Genomic DNA, 19,465 nt, shown 5'->3' with positions numbered 1-19,465 from the left:
ATAAATCAGACTTAAGCGTGGACACTGTCCACACCCCCTTTGGCAGGACAAAGCGGACAGGCGCCGCCCCCTTGCCACCGTGAGTAGCCCTCGAAATAGGCTTCAGCGCCAAACTCGGTTTCATCATGTCGTAAGCGGAACCCCGAACCATGAACTGGTGTTGGCCATCCACGACCAACCAGACCAAACCGGAACGAGGAACTGCATAACCCCACGCCAGAGCAAGCGGAGGGCCCGCCAGCCAGGGCGTTGAACCCGCCACCCACACACCTGAATAGGCCACCGCGGCGGCCAGGCCAAAGCCCGCCAACCTAGCGTCAGAGGGACGCCACTACAAGCTTTGTACACACGTTAAAGCAAAAACCCCTCTGACGAGGGGGAATGCTGTGCCCGAGGTGGGACTCGAACCGGCTTCCAGGCCCCGGAAACACAGGGAAGTCCCGAAAACATGCCGAGTACGGCCCAATCCGGCCCCGGTACGGCCCAGTCCGACGGCAAGAGTGTGCACATTGTGCACACCCGATTTTTGACCCTGAGAATCCCTGAACGACCTCACACCAAGAGCCACAGCCGTCAGCTTGAGACCCGTTGCCCGGCCACGACCAAGGGGTGCGAGAGTAATGGAACGGGGTGCCGGGTCAAGCGATCTGGATCCGTTCGTCGCCGAGTTCAACCTCGACACGAAGCCGCCCACCGACAGCTTCGACGTATTTCCGCAATGTATCAACCTGGGCGCGGTCAATATCGCCGTGCTCAATCCGGGACACCCTGTTCTGGCTGACGTGCAGACGCGCAGCCAGCTCGACCTGCGTTAGGTCCGACGCCTCGCGGAGCTCCCGAAGCCGGTAGGCCCGGACCTCATCGAGCAGCTGCTTCTTGTGGGCTTCCACCGCTTCGCGGTCGACAGGGCGCTTCGCCAGCATCTCTTCAATAGTCTTCGCCATCACGATCCTCCTTTCAGAATCCTCAGATGATCATCGAACAGCTCATCCGCAATCGGAATGTTCGTCTTGTACCACTTGCTCCAGTTGCCTGCTTTGTCGCCTGCAACGAGCAAGATCGCATGCCGCTCCGGATCGAAGGCGAACAGGATCCGCAACTCCGACCGGCCGCTTGATCCGGGTCGCAGTTCCTTCATGTTCATATGTCGCGAACGAACCACCGTGTCTACCAGCGGACGGCCAAGCTGCGGCCCACGCTCGGCAAGAAGCTCCAACGCGGCGATCACCTGCTCGTACGAGCCCTGATCGAGTGCGAGCAGCCACGGCTCCACCAGCTCCAAGTCAACAATCCACATCAGAGCCATGATACAACCCACAGGCTATACAACTCAAGAGCTATATCCACGAAGGACAGTCATCGACAACTGCTTGGTCTTCCGGGGTGAGTACAGGACTGGGGAGTGACGCCTTACGCATGTTGGCGCTGCCGGCTGTCGCTGAGACAAGCGCATCCCAGCTGGATTCCTCAAGCTCGATTCATCCCTCCGGGGAATCCAGGGTGGCGATCCCAATTAGTTTGATCCGTGGTTCTCCTCATGAAGATCGATCCTTCGGCGTTCGAAGCTTTGAGGGCACCTTGTCATCGACCATGCCTGGGTTAGGCGACGGCAATTGTCGTTCGTCTATATCGACTGCGTGGCGGTGCCATCCTGACCCCGTTTCGAACCTCGCCACCCAGACTCGCATGCTCCACTCGGGACAGCGCACTGCCTTGCCGCGGAACCATACAGAATCTAGTCCTTCGGGGAGAGCTAGGTCACCAACGGGCTCGGCCCGACCGTTGTCGAACTCGTCCGAGAGCCGGTAGAAGTAGGACTCAATCCGATGACTCCGGCCAAAGAGGAAGAGATGTCGCTCTTCGGCGGGTTCAGCTCGGAGCTTCTCGATGTTTTCCAGCGCCCAGTCTTCCGCCAGCAATTCTGTGCAGACCTGATCGAGCTCGTTCAAACGCAGTGGAATCGAACCGCTTTCTGACTGTGGTTCGCCTTCTCTCTTGGCTTCTGCCCACTTCTTCAAAAGCTCTTTGTCTGGAGGTGAAGTGATCTCGACGATGCTGCGGCATCCCTTCGCGCCCGCACTGGCCCAAGCGCCATCCGGTTTCTTGTTGCCCGCGCCTGCGTCCGCAAGGTGGATGTCGACCCCGAGGACGTTCTCCATGATGAGGAAGGCGATTTCTTCCTCACGGCTGGCCTTGGCTCCGGTTGCATTGCTCATGCTTTGAACTATAGCGAGGCTCGAACGCGGAACTACTGGCATGCACGCTCAAGCAGCTGTGCAGACGTCGAGGGACTTGCCTGCCGGATGTCGGTGCGCGGTGACTGCGTAGCCATGCGCACCAGCCTGTCCCGTCCTCCGTCACCTAACCGGACGACCGAGATGCGACTGCCGTTGAGCGGGATTCCGACGGACGAACCACTCAAGATCGCCGACCGCTGAGCGCCTCGGAAGGTTGGTATGTGCGTAGACGTTGCGGAGTTCCCCTTCACGTTTGGCTAGTGCTACGTAGTGACTGTTCCAATTACATTCAACTAGAACTACTTCGTTAGGTAGGCGCTCGTTGGTGGCAGTTGGGGCAGTGCAACGGAGGAGCACAGAGGCTACTTCCCGTCAGATGCCCGAGCCTGATCGACCGCTGCGAGCAGATCTTCCGCGCCATAAGGATGGCGGAGGAACCTCGGGGCGAGGAATTGGTCACGACACACCACGGGCACCTAATCATCGCTGGACCCGGTTTGAGAACTATTGACAGTGCGGCGAGGTGGCGTGGCGCGTCCGAAGATGGATTGTGGGCAGGGCTAGCTCCAGGCCCGCAGGCATGGCGGCGCCGGAAGTAATTGTGGTTTAGTGCGCTACCCCTCGATGCCCCGCCAAGCTACCGAGCCGCCGCCAAGGTTCGTAGTCCTCGATCCGCCGCGTCACACCACCAGGACAGAGATGCGACCTCCTGGGCCCCGTGTGCCGGGTCGGCCGACTCGACCGCATCGAGGGCCTTACGCCATCCGTACCAAGCCAACGTGGCGAGAAGAGATAACGAAAGTGCCTTTGCATCAAAGCGATCTCCGGAGAGGGCCCGATATTCAGCTAAGAACCAGTCTGGATCGAGCTCCGACCGCACTAAGCCCGACGGTAGAAAGCGCGCAATCTCGAGGGCAGGGGGGCCTACAAATGCCTGTCCCCAGTCGACCAGCACGAGATCACCCTTAGCCCATGCCATGTTGACCGATGCGATGTCGCCGTGACAGAACGTCGACGGTCGTGACTTCAAAGCATCGACGAGTGCATGAGGCCGATCCACGATTTCAATGACTGAGTCCGCACTTGTCGACGGCATGATATCCCGGAATGTCTTCCAACCACGTTTTACATCCGCTGCGAGTCCGTTCGCGCCACGGTCAATGAGTCCTTGGTGATCAAAGAGGGAGATCAGCAGCTTGAGCGGTGTGGAGGCCGAAGGTCTCAATCCGGCGCGATGCAACCGTTCGACGCGTTCGAGCATGGCCAGGGCCTCATCGGCTGAGAAGATGTGCTCGCTTCCGAGCATATTGTCGCTAAGGTCCGCCATGACGATCGTTGTGCCTGATCGTGATAACCACGTGCCGAGTATCGCGGAACTCACGCCTGCGGGAAGCCGACAAAGTGTTCCATCCTGCCAAAGGATATGATCCAGGCTTATAGTGTGGCCGAGCCGGTGTTGGAACAGATCGGACTCCGAGGAGGACCGCTTCACGATGACTGGAGTACCGTCGCGTAGGCGTGCACGAGAGATCTGCGCACCAGACATGCCGGCGTGGTCGGTGACTTCTACCTCGTCGAGGAGGTCATGATCAGTAGTGGGAGTGTCCATTTCCATCCTGTGTGAGATCGAGGAACGATTACATCATGTCGGATGAAAGCTACATATTGGTGAGCGGCGCTACGGGTGTTGTCGGTGCTGCAGTAACCCGCGAGCTCCTGCGCCGAGGTCAACGGGTGGTCGCAACCTACGCTCATTCTGTCTCGACAGCACAGGCGCTCCGGAGCGGCGCTCCGCCCGGATGCCTGGAGACCGTCGCGGCGGACTTGACTGATCTCTGCGGGATCGAGCAACTCCTCGCCGAACTCGATGTGCGGGAGTTCCAGGTCGCTGGGTTCGTTCATGCGGCCGCCCTAGTCGATCACACCGCGACCGTGAACTTAGACCCATTTCGTTTCGGGGAAGTGCTCATGGTAAACGTTACGGCTGCGTACGCTATTGCACGTGCACTGGCGGCTCGCGGAACGCTCGCGTCGGTCGTGCTGCTTTCATCGATCGGCTCCGAGTTCGGAGACCTCGGCTCAGTTGCCTACACCACCTCTAAAGGCGCTGTTGACGCCCTCACCCGTGCCCTAGCGTCCGAGCTCGCGCCCATGCGCGTCAACGCAGTAGCTCCTGGGGTCGTGCGAAGCCACCGAACGGCCGAAGACCCGGTCTTCTCAAGCTCAGATTTCGCAGCACGGATTCCTCTCGGGAATCTCGTCGATCCGATCGCACTGTCTGATGTGGTTGCGTTCCTGCTAGGACCGGAATCCCGGGCGATGACTGGCCAGATCGTGCGCGTGGATGGCGGGCACTCCGTTAGGCTCCTCTCATGAAGGATGCGTCATGAAAGCCCGACTGCATGGCGTGCCCTACGCACCACGGCTGCCGTTCATCGGCTCACTCATCCATCTTCGTCGTGCGCGCACCGATGTCCTGCTCGACGCCGCAAGCAAGCTGGGCGACGTCTTCGGGCTCGACCTTGGCCCAGAACACGTTCTCGTCACCGGGAATCCCGACGATGCCGTCCGGGTGCTCGAGGAACGACCGGATATCTACCCAGACAAGGGTGGCCCGACCGGCTTCCGGCGAAGTTCCATCCCGTTCCTCGGAAGTGGGCTGTCAACCTGGAACGGGATGGATGCCGAGTGGCGCCGACGACGCAATGGTATGGCGCGCGTGTTCAGGTCCGACACCTCGCTTCCCGATGTGTCGCAAGGGCTCACGGGCACGACGGTGGATCGGTTGCGCGGGATTCTTGAGAGCGAGATCGTAATCGACCTCGCCACCATACTGCTCGCACACAGGCCGAAGCGAGTCGAGGCCGAGGACGTCGCCCGCGGTCTACACCGTCTGACCGGAACGTTCTGGATTGGCAAAATTCCAGGACCGCATCCTGTACTCATTGGGCGAACCCGAAGGGAGGTGGCCGCCCTTGAATCGATCGTGCAGGGCTGGGCGTCAACTGCAATCAACACTCCAGATTCGCCTTTAGCACGCCATCTCGGTGGACTCACCGAAGTACAGGTACGCGATGAGGTGCTGTCGCAGCTGCTCAGCGCCGGGACGCTCGCCGTCCCAATGCTGTGGGGGCTCGACACCCTCGCCCGGCATCCCGAGGCACAGGACCGCCTGCGTGCGGCTCTCGCACCGGGGTCGCACGACATAGGCTATGTGACCTGGACAATCCGCGAGATCCTGCGGATGTGCCCGTCGACCTATTGGGTGCAGCGTCGAGCGATTCGTGACGACGAGCTCTCCGGCGTGAGTATCCCGGCTGGCACACGCGTGATCGTACATGTGCCGCGGGTACACCGGCACCCCGAGTATTGGACCGCCCCGGATGTCTTCCGTCCGGAGCGTTTCGGCGAGAACAAGGACTGGAAGCGTGCGTGGATGCCGTTCGGGCGCGGCGCCCGCTCGTGCATCGCCCGCAGCTATTCGGTGGGCGCGATGGCGCGTGTGCTCGGCAACTTCGTCCGATCACACCGCATCGAGCCGGTTGGCCCCGCGACCCGGCTCGTCCCGGCTTTCAGTCTCATCACGCGGCCCGCCCCAACGTTTTCGATCAGCCCGCTCGAGACGGGCTAAACCTCAGCGACCTTCTTCGCGACGATCACGCCATGCGGCGTCCATGTGTCGGACCGGATGCGTTGTACCTCGCCGAACCCTGTCGCTCTGAGCCATCCCTCGTACGCGCCCCAAGGATAGATACGCCCACCCTCGACTGGAATGGCCGTGTGGTAGAGGCTTGCCATGGCCGCGATGAACGGCCCGTCCTCGCTGTCGTCGGTCATCGAACTGAAGATCACAACCGTTCCCCCAAGTGGCAACGCGGCGTTGGAGCGACGCAGGAGAGCCAGATTCTCCTCCTCGGTCCAAATCACCAGCTGATGCGCGAAAAGTACGAGGTCATGGCCTACTGGAAATGGCGTGGCGAACATGTCGCCGCCGACAACGCTGACGCGATCGGCCAGCCCCTCCTCCGCGATGCGCGCCCGCGCTACGTCGGCGTTCTCGGGCAGTTCAAGGACGGTAACCTCAAGCCCCGGCAGCCGACTGGTGGCAGCGATCGCATGCACGCCGTCACCGCCCCCGATATCGAGCATTCGCCTTGGCGCAATCTCAACGAGCGCGTCCCACAGTACCGGTCCGCCGATGCGCGACCATGCCCGCATGTAAGTGTAAAACACTTGTCTGAGCTCGGGGTCGGCGCCGTATCGCACGTAGAGCGAATCGCCAGGACGTCCGGGAAAGTTCTCGATCCCGGCATTGGTCTCCCGGACAAGGGCCTCAGTGAACTTGGAGATCCCGCGGTAACTGAAGTGGTGTTCGAATGCCACAGTTGCGGTAAACAGGCCCCATTCGGCACTTCGGACTGCAGGGGCGATCTCGTCCGCCACGCTATATCGGCCGCGGTGATCGCGGCGGATCAATTCGGTGGCTGCGGCGGCTGTGAGGAGGGTGTCGAGCCAGCGGCCGCGCAGCCCGACTCGCGTGCCGATTTCATCACGGTCGAATCCGTCGGTTGCGTCGAGGAGCTGTTCGAGCAGTCCGGTTTCGCAAGCCGCGCGGAGGGTCTGGAATGCCGCAGCGGCGAAGACCAGCCGTCCCAGGACGTCGAACGCTGGGCGTTCGAGTCGTCGGGACTCTGGGGTCGAAGGATCTTCGGCGTTTTTGGAGGTCACGCGTCTGCCCACTCTCGTTCTTCGAAGTAATACTCGTCTCCGCCTTCGCGCACGACGTCGACGGTGAAGCAATGAAACCCACCGCCGAACAGTCGACGATGGCGGTGACGCACCGGAATGACTGTTACGCCGCGGCTTTCCAGTGTGGCGATGAGCTCGGGGAAGAGAGAGTTTGCGACGACTGTGTTCTCGTCGATCGAGAGGACGTTCATATCGATGTACGGGCTGCTGACAATGAGGTCATCATTGTCGTACGAAGGAAAGTTATGAGACTGAGGCTCCGGTGCATAGATCTTGTCCCAGCGCTGCAGGGGTGAAGGGAGGCGGTCTGCGACACCGGGGTTTCTCAGTAAGAGGAGCCCGGGACGGAGTGGCAGCACAAGACTGTCGATGTGATTGTCTGCGAAACGGTCCATCACGTGTACCCGGAAACGTCCCTCGAGATGCCTGGCTAACCATCGAGCTCCGAGAGCGTGGTTTGCAGTAGCGACGTTGACGATGATGTCGCGCCCGAGTCGGATGCACTGTGCGCCGTCAATCATAATTTCATAATCGGCGGCAGACCCGCTGGCTTCGCCAACATCCTCGATTGCCGGCGTCGCTCGTCCCGAGACATACGACGTATCAAACGAATGGTCGAGCAGACGCGGCCGCGGCATGGAGGTCCACCTGGATCCTTCGCGGAAATATCGGGCGAAGATTGGTTTGAGCAGGTCGCTCTCATGGGAGCGCGCGCGGACTTGACACGAGGTCTCAACGATTTCGTCGCCGAACACAATCGTTTGGTCCCGGACGTTGAGTGCCGGGATCATGGTCGCTTCCCAGTCCGGCGTGGCGAAAGTCCCACGCGATTCGAGCGGGTCGGGGCGGTGGACGACGACACCCAGGGCAGCGAGTGTCTCCGCGAAATCCTCGAGATCTTCGCCGAGCTCCTTGACATAGCGGTCGTTCAGTGGCCGACGGGAGTCGGCGGCGTCGAGCGGATGCCGCGCCTCGAGCGACGGGTAGTAGAAGGACGAGTTCGCGACGTCATTGAAAAACAAGCGGAACGAGAGCTCCATATCATGCGCTTCATAACCGGCTGAGGTGCCGACGATCACCTCCCGCAGCGGAGACCATTCATCGAAGCTGTGTGCCTTCACGGCCGGTGTACTCCTTCAGGTCGGGGAGGAAAATCGCGAGCTTGCCTGCGTGGTCCTCGGAATACGTCTGGGCAGTCGCGACGAGTACCTCACTAGCGGCTAGCCGGTCGGCGACTACCTCGAGCATAAACGAGTGGGCTCCAGGACCTTGATGACGCGGCCGCCCTTGTTGATAGACCTTTCTGCGAGCCCCCGAACCAGTTGCAGGCCAGTATGGCAAACTCTGTCGTAAGCGAACCAGTGCGGGACCGCGGAGAAAGGCGGATCATGGCCTGCGGCAATAACCACATCTCGAGGGGCTACCTGTCATCCTCGCCCGTCGCGCCAGCTTCGAGTGCGGTCGCGTTCCTGCAGGCGGCTAAGGGCGCTCCCAAGGCCTCCAGACAGGAGTTGGGAGATCGCGGGGAAGCGCTCGTTGCCCAGTTCCTTGTCGAAGTTCAGCAGCATGCCCTCGTATATCAGCACACCCCCGGCGAACGACCACAAGGAGTGGACGTGATTACTCTTGCCCCAGACGGTCGCGTGGTCGTCACGGAGGTAAAAGCCACAGGTGCCAAAGAGCATCGCGCCCCGCACACGACTCAGAACGTCATTGACCATCAGCTCGATCCCCAGTGGACGTCAAAGAATCTCAACCAGACCGGGCACGTATCCGTCGGCCCTGAAGCCGTGGGGCCGGGCACCGATCAGGTGTCCCGTCAGCTCGTTCAGTTCGACGCCGTTAGCGGAACGCTGTCCTTCTGGGACATCACCCCGGACGGCCAGCGCGAGGGGGGCCATCCGGCAGAGGTCTGGGACGTGAGTGAACTCGAGGACCGAGGTTGACGAGGTGCCTGGGTGTGGGCTCTGTCAGTACCGGTCCAATTAGAGCCGTCCAGCATAGGTCACGAGGTCGTCAAGGCAGGTGTTGCCATCTTGTCGAGTACTGAAGAGTTGTTCACATCTCTCTCTGAAGTCTACGCGCGCCGTTGGAGCGCTGACGTTGAGGCGAGCTTACTCCGGCCTCCCGGAACCGACTCTCGACAGAGCTACGTCGATGCCCTGAATGTCCTCGCAGGAAATGAACTGCCAGCTGACTTATTACCCCTGGCAGTCATCGATGAAGCGTCAGTAGCATGTGTCTTGCTCAATGACCGTGATCGGCTCCGGCGCGGAGACGTCGTACGTTATTTCAGAACAAACGTGCCCTCTGAAGTGCAAGGGGCGAAAGTCGACGTAGACCCCCTTCTTTACGTCAGCTCACTCGAAGAAGAGCTCAGCGCCCGACACTCCGGCCTCCGAAGAGTCCTGGATCAAATCGGGCCCGCGTACGAACGCAGCCACATTGAGAAGGAGAAACGACCCCGTGACTTCGTCGTCCGCCCCGTCCGAATAGCCTGCCAGAATGTGATTGTCGCATTGGGTGCGTTCGCTCATGATTCCAGTTTCGACGGTCTTTCGGTAACTGCCTGGCAGACGTGCGAAGTACCACACATCGCAACCCACGAGGCCAACCGAGCTTTGGCAGCCCTGACACTTTGCGACGCATTCCAAAGCGGCGGGACGATGGAAATTCGTTTCGACCGCAAGGCGCGGATCCTCCACAAAAACCATCCCCTCGACTACGAGGGACACCCAGAAAAAGCCGTTCCCGCCAGTCTTCGTCGGTTCGGCCGTACCGTTGGCGTCGAGCTGGGTACCGAGGACCGCGCTGCAATTTCCCCCAGCGAAGCCCGTGAACTGTTTCTGGCCATCACGCCAATGCCGGCTGCATTGCGGTCAAGAGTTGACGATGCGGTTCTGCATCAGGGTATACCGCCGGAACGCATGTGCTTCCTCCTCCTCTCCCAGGTGTGGCGCGAAATCGAAATGGACTATTTGCTCGCCACCAGTAGCCGTACTCCATCAATCCTGAGCGGTGGCGCTGAATGGACCAGTCGGTTGGCGCGCCAGGCCGAGTCAGAGATCTGCCGAAGTGCCGTCACCATCGGTATGCTGTTCCGCCGCTTGAATTCAACGGACGACGCTGCCGATGACAAATCAGTGGTTCGCGTGGTTGAAGACCGCACAAAGGGTATCGAATGGGCGATCCATCCCGACGAGGCGGCGGTGTCTTTCGTCGGGATAGATCCCACCGACAGCGTTCCCTGGACCTTTGGAGTGAGGGGCGTTGAAACATTGACCGTCTTCCCGCGCACTGCGATCAGCCCGGAAGCCCTAGCCGAGATCGACAGCTCCGACCTCCCCGGCCACAAGGTATTGCTGGTCCCCGCAGACGCCCCGACGCCACCTCAACGGCTGTCGGGCATCGTGTTGCGCTGTCCGGACCGGCTTGCCGACATCGATAAGTCCATCGAGGACCGCCTCCTAAAGTCGAGGATCTCCCGCTGATGAGCACAGAGATTGCGTGGGTTATCGGACTGCCCCTTCATGCTTCATACCTTGACCTGGTCAATGACGTTCGCTCCGCTGCAAGCCGCGCGAGCAAGGCCGATCCGGGCGATAGGCACGACATCGCACGATTCGAAGCCTTGGCAACCCGGCTCGAACAAGCTGCCTTGAGCCACCCCGGCGCCCAGCGCACGGCTATATCGCTCCCTCAAAATGGAGAGACGATACTTCTGGGAACAGATCCAAAAGCGTGGCCAGCAAGCCTACCGGACGATACTCGGCAGGCCGCGAAATCGTTCGTTGCCATGAACTTCCTCCCCGTCTTGGTCGTCGACCCGCACGTGTATGGCATCACGACCGCTCAGGTGATCGGGCCGGCGGAAAGCCCAGCGGAGACATGGACGGCTGAGGACGGTGTGTTCGGCAGCCGGGCCGTCGAGCATCGGTTCCGGGCCCAAATAGCCGAGGCACTCAACCCTGAGGCCGCTCGGCGTGTGCCCATATCGCCGAGCGGCGTCAACAACACCGTCGTCACCGAAATTTTGCGTGAGTTCGTCGTCGCCGCGCCGGGCGCCGTTCGTGTCGACGTCCCCGTGGAGTACCGCGACGGTTCCAGGTCCGCTCACGCGTTCCCGCTTCGCGCGCTGCCGCTAGTCGCGGAACTTCCTCCCGCGTCGTTGGAGTTGAAGCTCGCGTTGTTGTCCATCAGGCACACCGAGATGGACGCCGTGGTGCACGGTGCGTGGCTTCGTAATGCTGAAATCTCGCGACCCCGTCCTGCCGCGCAGACAGACGATCTGGTATATGACGTCAGCCTCCGACAACTCGAGGAACTTTGCCGAACCGAGCGGCACGTACACCTGAGCATGTACCAGACCGGCCTGGAGACAGCGGTCATGGGCTTCTACCGTGCGCTGACGACTCACCTGCTGAGGTTCCCGGGAACAGTTTCGGTGCAACCCATGTACTTCGTGGCGCCCCGCAGACCGAGGAAGGACACTGGGCAACAGCAGAACGGCAACAATAGGTCACGCGTCGGTAGGTCCGGCCTGTCCAACCCGCCCCATACAAGACAGCGCTACGACGGCCGCAACGATTACAGCTCTCATCGTTCTTCGCTTCCAGAGCCGAAAGAAGTAATCACTGAAAGCAGCATGTTCCGAAAGGGGTCGGTGTGGTCGACCTGATAAGCAATGAAGGCCCGAAGCGCGGAATGTCCGCATCCCATATGCGAGCGTTCACCTGCAAGGACTGCCAGCGCGAGATCGAAGGTTTGCAAGAGGAGATCTCCACTCAAGAGGCGAGTGGCGCCGGCAAGAATCAGCTCAAAAGGCTGCATGCCACGCTCCGCACCCGGTTGGAAAAGGCCACATACAACGAGAACTGGGCAAAAAGCCTGGTCGAGCGTGGCGGTTCTCGTTCTGACCGGTGCAAGGAACACCGGCAGAAGCACCGAATCAACATCCAAGGCCTGGCGGTCGCCTACGTCGACCTCAAGACCGTCGGCGAGGTCGCCGACCGCAACAACCCGACTGGTCCGCTTGGCGGTCTCGGCCCACTGCCAACCTCCCACGAGGAAGTCGAAGGTACTTCATATGACCTCCAAGAGGTCCGTGTCGGCATGACCGACGAGCATGTCGCAGAGATGATTGAGAAGCTCCGCGAGAAGCAGGTCCTGATCCTCAAGGCGGGCACGGGAACGGGCAAGTCTACGTTTGCCCCCTACCGGCTGATGGACCCGCCCCCGTCTACTTTGACGAGCGTGCCTAGCGGGGCGCCCTTCGCGAAACTGACGGACCTTGGCCCAATCATTGTCACCGAGCCACGCGTTCAAGCCGCGGTCGGAGTGGCCTCGTTCGTCGGGGGCGTGATGTCCGCCGCCGGCGGCGTTGGGCCGGGCTATCCGGTCGGCTATCAGGTGTCGGGAGACCGCAACCATGACGAAGCGTGCGAACTTATCTACGTCACTGACGGTACGATGATCAACTGGCTTCGTGAGGGTCGCCTCAGCCGAATCGGAACGGTAATCGTTGACGAGGCGCACGAGCGCAGCACGAACATCGATTTCATCATGGGATACCTCAAGCGCGAACTACCCCGATATCCGCATCTGCGGGTCATCATCACTTCGGCGACGTTCAATACGGACTTCTACCTCGAATACTTTGGTGGGCCAGCGAATGCGAACGTCATGGACGTCCCACCGGAGAAGACGTTCGGATACGGAATGCCGTTCTTCCCCAATCTCGACACCCCCGAGGACGGCGAGGAGGACGTTCTCGAACGGTGGGCCGACACGGCGCTGCCGCTCACCTCGCAGATCCCGCGTGATGAGCAGAACTTCGTCCGCACGCACTGGAAGTCGCAGTTCGCCGAACCACTTCGCTTCCCCGACGACGTGAGCGACAAGGCGGACGATGGGTACATCGAGGACGTGTGGAAGACGACTCGGCTCATCTCCGGCCTGCGTTTCGGCGGCAAGATCCCAGTCGACGAGTGGCAGGAGCGTATGCCCGGCGAGATGGCGAAGTTCGTCATCAAGCTCGCCCGGGGTTTGGACGAGGCCGGGATCTTCGGCGACATCCTCGGATTCTTGCCAACAAGGCGAACGATCGAACCAGTCTGCGAGGAGATCGAGAGGGTGCTCGGCCGCGCCTACAAGGGCCAGGTCTTCCCTCTGATCTCCAGCCTGCCGAAGGACGGGCAGAAGAAAGCACTCGCCAAACGGAGGAAGGGCGACCCCCGTAAGATCGTCATCTCGACGAACCTGGCCGAAACGTCCCTGACAGTAGAAGGCGTTCGATTTGTCGTCGACAGCGGCATCATCGCCCAATCCGAGTGGGATCCAGAACTGGCCAAGGGCACCATCCCGACCAAGCCGCACAGTCAGGCCGGCATCAAGCAGCGCTGGGGACGGGTTGGGCGAAAAGCACCGGGCTGGGTCTTTCCGCTCTACACAAAGGCACAATTCCTCGAACTGGCCGAAGACACCCCTGCTGGTTCAACCCGAGACAACCTCGAAGCGCTCGTCATGACTACCAAGATGGGCGGCATCGACGACGTGCTCAGTTTCAACTGGCCCGCGGCGTTCCAGCCCACCACGGTCGCCCTTGATGAGAAGGCAACCCAGGCGCGCGAGGTCTTCGTCAAGGAACTTCAACGAGCCGACGGAGCGCTACGCGCCGGTGGTGCCGTGGACAACGAGGGCCACCCAACTTCGTTCGGCAAGGAGCTGATGCGCTTTCAAGGGCTCGGATCGACCGCGAGCGCCTTGGCGATCATGTACGCAGACCGCCTCGCCTGCGTCCCCGAAGTCGTCACAGTCATCGCCCTATTGGAAGACACTCGCCTCATTGGTCAGCGCGGCCTGCTTCTCGACGACTTCGACTGGCCAGACGACTGGAGGCTGGAGGCCGCCGAGCGACACCGAGGTTTCGCGTCACTGTGTGAGGACGAAGCAGAACTGGTTCTCCTCATCGCGGCAGCTTGGGAGAGGGCAGATCCAGGCCGGCCTCCGTGGGAGGACTCAGCTGCACGCGAGGCCTGGGCACGAATGTGGTGGGTTAGTCATTCTGTACTCCTTGAAGCCGCCAAGAAGCGACAGGAAGTGCTTGCTGCACTGGCCCCAGCGATGAAGGAGGAAGTCAAGCGGTTCGTCGAGCCAGCCCTCGTCAACCGCACCCGCGGCGTCTTGACGCGCGCGATGGCCGCAAGCATCTTCACCGCGAGCGCAGACGGCTACTACCAGCCATCAGGTACACCGAAGATCCCATCGTCCGCCGAACAGTCATCACGGGAGGCCACTCCAACCGAATCGGACGCAAACGAGCCTGCAAGCGCGACAACTCCAGTAGCCGCCCCGACAGCCCCTCGGGTGTTCAGGTTGGAAGAAGACTCGCTGTTCAAGCCTCACACGGAGCACCTTGTGGCGCTACGGCGCCGGGAATCCAAACTCGACAACCGCATCTCCTCCATGGTCATCGCTCAGCAATGGGCTATGAACCAGCCGGACGAGCAGCAGCCATCCAGCGCAGTTGACGCCATGCGCATGCTGATCGCCGCGTCAAAATACGCACCTGCTGAAGCGGCCAAGAACACGGCCTTGCAGTACATCGAGAGTTGGCCAGTGGGTCAACGCGTAAAGCTCGAACTGGAGGGCATGGACGCGATTGCAAGGGCCAGGACCATGGCGTCTCCAGTGCCTCCGTTCCCCCGGCCCAAGACGCGCGAGGAGCGTGGCGAGGACCCCCGCCGTCGCCGAACGGCACGCTCCCGCACCCGAAGGAAACTAGCGCCGGAAGAAGTCGATCTGGCAGGCACCTCGGACGACGTAAAGACTGAGATCCGGCTCGACCCCCGCCGTGGTTACGACGATGAGGCCGTCTGGCGGGCCGAACTGCTGGAAGCCGATCGCGAGACTGGCACACTACAGGCATGCGGGCAGTGCTTCCCCTGCCGTGACGACCGGCCCGAAGACTGCGATCGACAAGTCGCCCCGTCCGAACCCGGGCGGCGGGAAGACTTGGTTGCAGCCTGGCGCGAGACAGCCAGGGCCGGGACGGACGTCTCGACCCCGCTAGTCGAGGTGGATCGCGAGTACCCGATCGACTCCGACGGGTGGTACGTGGTCACCGGTTACCGGCACGGCGAAGACGGTTGCGTCGTCAAGGTCCGCCCGGACTGGCGTCGCGGCCAGATGAGCAATGCCGGTCAGCACCCCGACCTCAAGGCAGGCGACCCAATCGAAGTCCGCGTCGGCCAACCGTTGAGGCACCACGGTGGCTCGCTCCGCGCGTTCGATCGCCTTGACGGCCTGGGCCGGTTCATACTCGCAGAAGCCCGCGGCCGCTACGACGACGAGCAGGTCCGACGACGCGAAATCGCCGTCAGCTTGGACCGCGGCAGCACCCTCCTGCTTGAGAACCTGGTTACTGACGCGGTGGTCAAAGCCACCGCAGTGCCCGCACGCGCAGAGGGTACTTTAACCATCACGCTACTTGAGCTGCTTCATCAACACTGGTCCAAGGCACAAGTCGGTCGTGGTGCGAGTGACGAAATCATCGACAAGTCGCGCCGAAACCAGTACCACGAGAGAGTCCACACGGCTCTGGTGGAATCGCCTCCGAATCCTAACGGCTACGTAACGGCCCGTCTGCTTCACCAAGACAGTGCGCTAGGGATCATGCACCGATTCGCCTTCAACGTGAAGCCGAAGCAGGAGCAGAGCACCGACCAACCTGAGCCTTTCAGCGAGACAGGCACCCCAAGCGAGGCATGGCAACTCACTGCCGGCGACCCGATCATGGTCAAACTCCGAAGTGATCGAACGAGCCTGGACGTCAGCGGACTCGGCGTCGAGAATCTACGCAGCATAGAGTCTCATCAGGCTGGGCAGATCACCATCGACGGACTTCCCAACGATGAGGATTCGGCACTGCTTAACCCCGCTATTGCGGGGCGGCCTCGCAGAAAGCAATCCCGCCCGGGTACCCAGACAGCCACAAACGGCAATCAAGCACGGGATGACGACGATGAGGACGCTCTCGCCCCGCCAGGAACCTTTGTGTTCGCCAAGACAGAGAAGCCGCTCTCGCGGTCCGCGGCGGCGGCCCTCGTTGCGCTGAGTGACGAGCCAGATTGGCCGAACGAGGTCTGGTCGTTCTGGGCACGCACTCACCACCTGCGGGTCGATGACCGCACCCCGTTTATCCCCGGCACGCTCACCGAGCCGTCCGAGGTCCGCGCAACGGTCCACATCGAGGAGACAACGCCCCTCGCCCAACAGCAAGCGCGAATCACAGCATTCACGGCCCAGCACCCTGTTCACAGCGTCGTCGAATGTACCGTGAAGTCACTGTCCAACCGAGGCGTGTTCGTCGAGCTCGATGGGGAGATCGAGGGGTTCATTTCGACTCAAGAGCTATCCTGGGCAAACCGCCTCAGACATCCCGACCAGATGGTATCCGTTGGAGACTACCTCCAGGCCGTACTCCTGGAAGTACCGGAGCTCCCAGCCAAGCCGACCCTGTCAGTCAAGCTGCTCAAGCCTGACCCTTTCGAGGCATTCAAGAATCGTTTCCGGCCGGGAGCACGTGTCTCTGGCACAATCAGCGGACGCATCCACCATGCAGTCTTTGTCGATCTGGGGAACGACGTGGACGGCTCGATCCACATCTCCCAACTCGATCACCTTCACGTGGCGACCGCGGAAGACTTCTCCGAGCTCGGCGCCGCAGTTGAGGCAGAGGTGGTCGGTTTCGACGACAAGGCCCGCAAGGTAGACCTCTCGCGCAAGGAGACGCTCCCCCATCCATACGACGGGTACAAAGCCCGTCACAAGATTGGCGACAAGGTGCGAGGCACCGTCAACGGGGCTACCAAATCACACGTCTACCTCACGCACTCTAACGGTGTCACCGGTGTCATCTTCGTCAGAAATCTGGGTGACTCCGATGTCACAGACGCTTCGAGGGCGGCCTCCGTCGGCGAGGAGATTGTCGCGGAGATCATCAGCTTTAACGATGCGAAAAAACAGGTCGAGCTTTCAGTCGGCGCACTGCTGTATCGGGAGTACAAAGCCCGCCACAGTGTGGGCGACAAGGTCGAGGGACGAATCGTCGGCGCGACGCGCACGCACGTCTACGTCGCTCATTCGAATGGCGCAACCGGAGCGGTCTTCTCGAAGAACCTTGTTCACGGCGGCGTGGACAATGCTTCGACCACGGTCTCGATTGGCGAGAAACTGACGGCACAGATCATCGGGTTCAACGACGAGCGGCTGCAAGTGGAGTTGTCGGCCAAGGCAGTCCTTCCGGAACCGTACCCCGCATTTAGATCAACAACACCGGTCGGCACCTCTGTTACTGCTGTGGTGACCGCCTTCAACGACTACTTTGCGTACGTCGCGCTCCCTGGTGGAGTTGGTGGCAGCATCCACGTCTCCCAGCTTTCGTCAGTCCGCGTCGGCAAGCCGGCCGACGTGCTCAGCCAGGGCCAGCAGCTAACGGCAGCCGTCATCGGGTTCGACGACCAACGCAAAAAGGTGCAACTCTCGCTCCGCCAATCGCCCAGCGCGCCGGCGCAGAATGGGTCGCTTGGGAGTAAGCCTGCCCCCGCGCGAGCCCAGCCGAAGCCTCAACCCCGCTCTGTGGTGGTGGAGGGCGACACCGTGGACGCTGCCGTTGCCGACGCGTGCCGACAGTTGGGTGTACCGCCATCGTCGATCACGTACGAGGTTCTGGACCACGGTGAAAAGAAGAGGTTGTTCCGTTCGGCTCGACCAGCGCGCGTGCGAGTCACAACAGGGTAGCAAGGGCAGTGGAGACGTAGTGGTCCTGGCAGAACGACAGGCTTACGATTGGCGTCGTCCAATACAGCTCAGTGGAGCCCAACTCTGTCGTTCTTTGGTTGGCGAATCGCCTCCGACCAGTTCCAGGCAGAACCACATCACGACTGCTGGTGCCCAGGGAGAAGTTCAGGGCGTCAACATCGGGAATCAGCACGGCGACTCGACCTTCCGCACGGCTTTCAGACGGACGGCAGGATCGCTGCCCGTCGGCGGCCGACGGAGTGCGCGACGTCGTAGACGGACACCTTGAACGGCCGCGACGAGGTGACGGAGTGAGCCTGGAATCGTGAGCACCTCTCCTCTGCGGCACCAATAACAGCCCCAGCGCGGGCAATTTTTGCCATACGGGGCCGTAGGATCAGCGCATGGCCCAACCCACCGCCGACGAACTCAGTAACCTTCCCCTGCCCGACCTTGCGATGAAAGTCTTGACCGAATGGGGCGGCTACCGCAACCTAAACAACCTCCTGCGATGGATGGAGCAGGGCGGCTTCCGCGACGAACCCGACAGCGACCGGCTCCTGATGCGGGTCGCCGACGCGTGGGCATGGCTCGAATCCCACGCACTCCTCGCCGCAGACCACAGGGACACCTCGGGACGATGGCAGCGGATCAGCGAACTGGGCGAGGAACTCATTAAAGATCCGAACGCGATCAGCAAGATGTGGGCCGCCGACCGGCTCGCCGGAAACTTGGACGCCGCCCTAGGCGCCGCCAAAACCAACTTCGCCCTCGGCGACTACGAAACGGCCGCCTTCGCAGCCATGAAGGCAGTCGAAGTCGAGGTACGCCGGGCAGCGGGCCTCCCCAACAGGCTCATCGGCAAGGACCTCATGCGCAATGCGTTGCACCCGGAGACCGGGGTGTTGCGCGAACCCGAAGCTGAACCGAGCGAACGACAGGCCACCGCCGACCTCTTCGCAGGAGCCATCGGCCTCTACAAGAATCCTGCCAGCCACCGGACCGTGGAGTTCGACGACCCTGTCGAAGCAGCCGAAGTCATCCAGCTCGCGGACCTGCTCCTTCGCATCGTGCACCGCGCCGAGAAGCGGATTGCGGGCGAGCCGTCCTGACCTCGACGATGACGTCGCCGTCGGCCCCGCCTAGATCGCAGCAACGGTACAACCGCCGCCCCCCGTGACGTGGATGGCGCTACCGTTTACCGTTCATTCGCCGGAGCCAACGAAAGTGACTGGCAGTCCGGACGTGGCGTCGCACATACCCGAGAAGTCGGCATGGCCAAACCTGACTTTGGTCACCCTGTCTCGGTTTGAGGGGGTTCGGGGCGCTGATCTGGGGCGATGCCTCGAGGAATGGCCCGTTTGAGGCACTAATTGGTGTCTTAGACTCGGGTCATGGTGTGGGTGAGGCGGGTGCGGACTGCCTCTGGCGCGACGGCTGTGCAGATCGCGGAGTACGTCGGTGGGCGGCGGAGGATCGTGGCTCATCTTGGGTCAGCGCATACGGAGGCCGAGCTTGGGCTCCTGCTGGAGCAGGCCCGCGGGATGCTTCTCGATGCAGGCCAGGACGAGTTCGATCTGGGCCTGGAAGCCACGCCGAGGAAGGCCCGGATGGTCGCATCCACGGCGGTCCCGGCGCTGTTCGCCGACCCTGGTGTGGGTGGCCGGGGAGTCGAGCAG

16 protein-coding genes and 1 pseudogene are annotated in these 19,465 nt (G+C 61.6%); 8 read left to right on the top strand and 9 right to left on the bottom strand.

The features are described 5' to 3' along the window. Positions 1–638: 638 nt before the first annotated feature. From ACFVTG_RS21745 to ACFVTG_RS21730, 4 genes are all read right to left on the bottom strand, one after another. On the bottom strand, positions 639–944 hold the full coding sequence (locus ACFVTG_RS21745; protein WP_390282864.1) for a helix-turn-helix domain-containing protein: 306 nt from the start codon (positions 942–944) through the stop codon (positions 639–641). Next, positions 944–1,297 carry a type II toxin-antitoxin system RelE/ParE family toxin gene (locus tag ACFVTG_RS21740; protein WP_390282863.1) on the bottom strand — a complete coding sequence of 118 codons (354 nt, stop codon included), beginning with the start codon at positions 1,295–1,297 and terminating at the stop codon, positions 944–946. The genes ACFVTG_RS21745 and ACFVTG_RS21740 overlap by 1 nt, the downstream gene beginning before the upstream one ends. A gap of 238 nt (positions 1,298–1,535) precedes the next feature. Continuing rightward, positions 1,536–2,216 (bottom strand): hypothetical protein, encoded by a 681-nt coding sequence (locus ACFVTG_RS21735; RefSeq protein ID WP_390282862.1) that lies wholly within the window; start codon positions 2,214–2,216, stop codon positions 1,536–1,538. A 658-nt stretch (positions 2,217–2,874) separates the two neighbouring features. Then, complete coding sequence (locus tag ACFVTG_RS21730) at positions 2,875–3,846, bottom strand: phosphotransferase (RefSeq protein ID WP_390282861.1); 972 nt, start codon at positions 3,844–3,846, stop codon at positions 2,875–2,877. 35 nt (positions 3,847–3,881) lie between these two features. On the opposite strand from ACFVTG_RS21730, the gene ACFVTG_RS21725 reads away from it, so the two are divergent. Then, positions 3,882–4,613 carry an SDR family oxidoreductase gene (locus tag ACFVTG_RS21725; RefSeq protein ID WP_390282860.1) on the top strand — a complete coding sequence of 244 codons (732 nt, stop codon included), beginning with the start codon at positions 3,882–3,884 and terminating at the stop codon, positions 4,611–4,613. 10 nt (positions 4,614–4,623) lie between these two features. Next, positions 4,624–5,868: a cytochrome P450 gene (locus ACFVTG_RS21720; RefSeq protein ID WP_390282859.1), complete on the top strand. Its 1,245-nt coding sequence runs from the start codon at positions 4,624–4,626 to the stop codon at positions 5,866–5,868. On the opposite strand, the gene ACFVTG_RS21715 is transcribed toward ACFVTG_RS21720, so the two are convergent. The 4 genes from ACFVTG_RS21715 to ACFVTG_RS21700 form a co-directional block, all read right to left on the bottom strand. Further along, positions 5,865–6,965: a methyltransferase gene (locus ACFVTG_RS21715; RefSeq protein ID WP_390282858.1), complete on the bottom strand. Its 1,101-nt coding sequence runs from the start codon at positions 6,963–6,965 to the stop codon at positions 5,865–5,867. The two genes, ACFVTG_RS21720 and ACFVTG_RS21715, sit on opposite strands and share 4 nt — an antisense overlap. Then, the gene (locus tag ACFVTG_RS21710; protein WP_390282857.1) at positions 6,962–8,107 is read right to left on the bottom strand and encodes a hypothetical protein; all 1,146 of its coding nucleotides are present in this window, start codon (positions 8,105–8,107) and stop codon (positions 6,962–6,964) included. Before ACFVTG_RS21710 ends, ACFVTG_RS21715 begins: the two co-directional genes overlap by 4 nt. Further along, the gene (locus tag ACFVTG_RS21705; protein WP_390282856.1) at positions 8,085–8,234 is read right to left on the bottom strand and encodes a hypothetical protein; all 150 of its coding nucleotides are present in this window, start codon (positions 8,232–8,234) and stop codon (positions 8,085–8,087) included. The genes ACFVTG_RS21710 and ACFVTG_RS21705 overlap by 23 nt, the downstream gene beginning before the upstream one ends. A 179-nt stretch (positions 8,235–8,413) precedes the next feature. Further along, complete coding sequence (locus ACFVTG_RS21700) at positions 8,414–8,554, bottom strand: hypothetical protein (protein WP_390282855.1); 141 nt, start codon at positions 8,552–8,554, stop codon at positions 8,414–8,416. A gap of 48 nt (positions 8,555–8,602) precedes the next feature. On the opposite strand from ACFVTG_RS21700, the gene ACFVTG_RS21695 reads away from it, so the two are divergent. Then, on the top strand, positions 8,603–8,932 hold the full coding sequence (locus ACFVTG_RS21695; protein ID WP_390282854.1) for a hypothetical protein: 330 nt from the start codon (positions 8,603–8,605) through the stop codon (positions 8,930–8,932). A 414-nt stretch (positions 8,933–9,346) separates the two neighbouring features. Here the strand turns inward: ACFVTG_RS21695 and ACFVTG_RS21690 are convergent, their stop codons facing one another. Further along, positions 9,347–9,523: a hypothetical protein gene (locus ACFVTG_RS21690; RefSeq protein WP_390282853.1), complete on the bottom strand. Its 177-nt coding sequence runs from the start codon at positions 9,521–9,523 to the stop codon at positions 9,347–9,349. A 129-nt stretch (positions 9,524–9,652) separates the two neighbouring features. On the opposite strand from ACFVTG_RS21690, the gene ACFVTG_RS21685 reads away from it, so the two are divergent. From ACFVTG_RS21685 to ACFVTG_RS21665, 5 genes and pseudogenes are all read left to right on the top strand, one after another. Further along, positions 9,653–10,477, top strand: a complete 825-nt coding sequence (locus tag ACFVTG_RS21685; RefSeq protein WP_390282852.1) for a hypothetical protein — start codon at positions 9,653–9,655, stop codon at positions 10,475–10,477. Continuing rightward, on the top strand, positions 10,477–11,664 hold the full coding sequence (locus ACFVTG_RS21680) for a hypothetical protein (RefSeq protein WP_390282851.1): 1,188 nt from the start codon (positions 10,477–10,479) through the stop codon (positions 11,662–11,664). The genes ACFVTG_RS21685 and ACFVTG_RS21680 overlap by 1 nt, the downstream gene beginning before the upstream one ends. A gap of 26 nt (positions 11,665–11,690) precedes the next feature. Further along, complete coding sequence (locus tag ACFVTG_RS21675) at positions 11,691–17,786, top strand: S1 RNA-binding domain-containing protein (protein WP_390282850.1); 6,096 nt, start codon at positions 11,691–11,693, stop codon at positions 17,784–17,786. Between the two features lie 404 nt (positions 17,787–18,190). After that, positions 18,191–18,898: a TIGR02391 family protein gene (locus ACFVTG_RS21670; protein ID WP_390282849.1), complete on the top strand. Its 708-nt coding sequence runs from the start codon at positions 18,191–18,193 to the stop codon at positions 18,896–18,898. Positions 18,899–19,180: 282 nt separating this feature from the next. Continuing rightward, positions 19,181–19,465 (top strand): annotated as a pseudogene (locus ACFVTG_RS21665) (hypothetical protein); the annotation flags it as partial.

Source organism: Arthrobacter sp. NPDC058127 (assembly GCF_042884555.1).
Lineage (GTDB): Bacteria > Actinomycetota > Actinomycetes > Actinomycetales > Micrococcaceae > Arthrobacter.
Note: the sequence above shows the minus strand (reverse complement) of the source record. Positions and strands in the feature narration are given on the sequence as shown.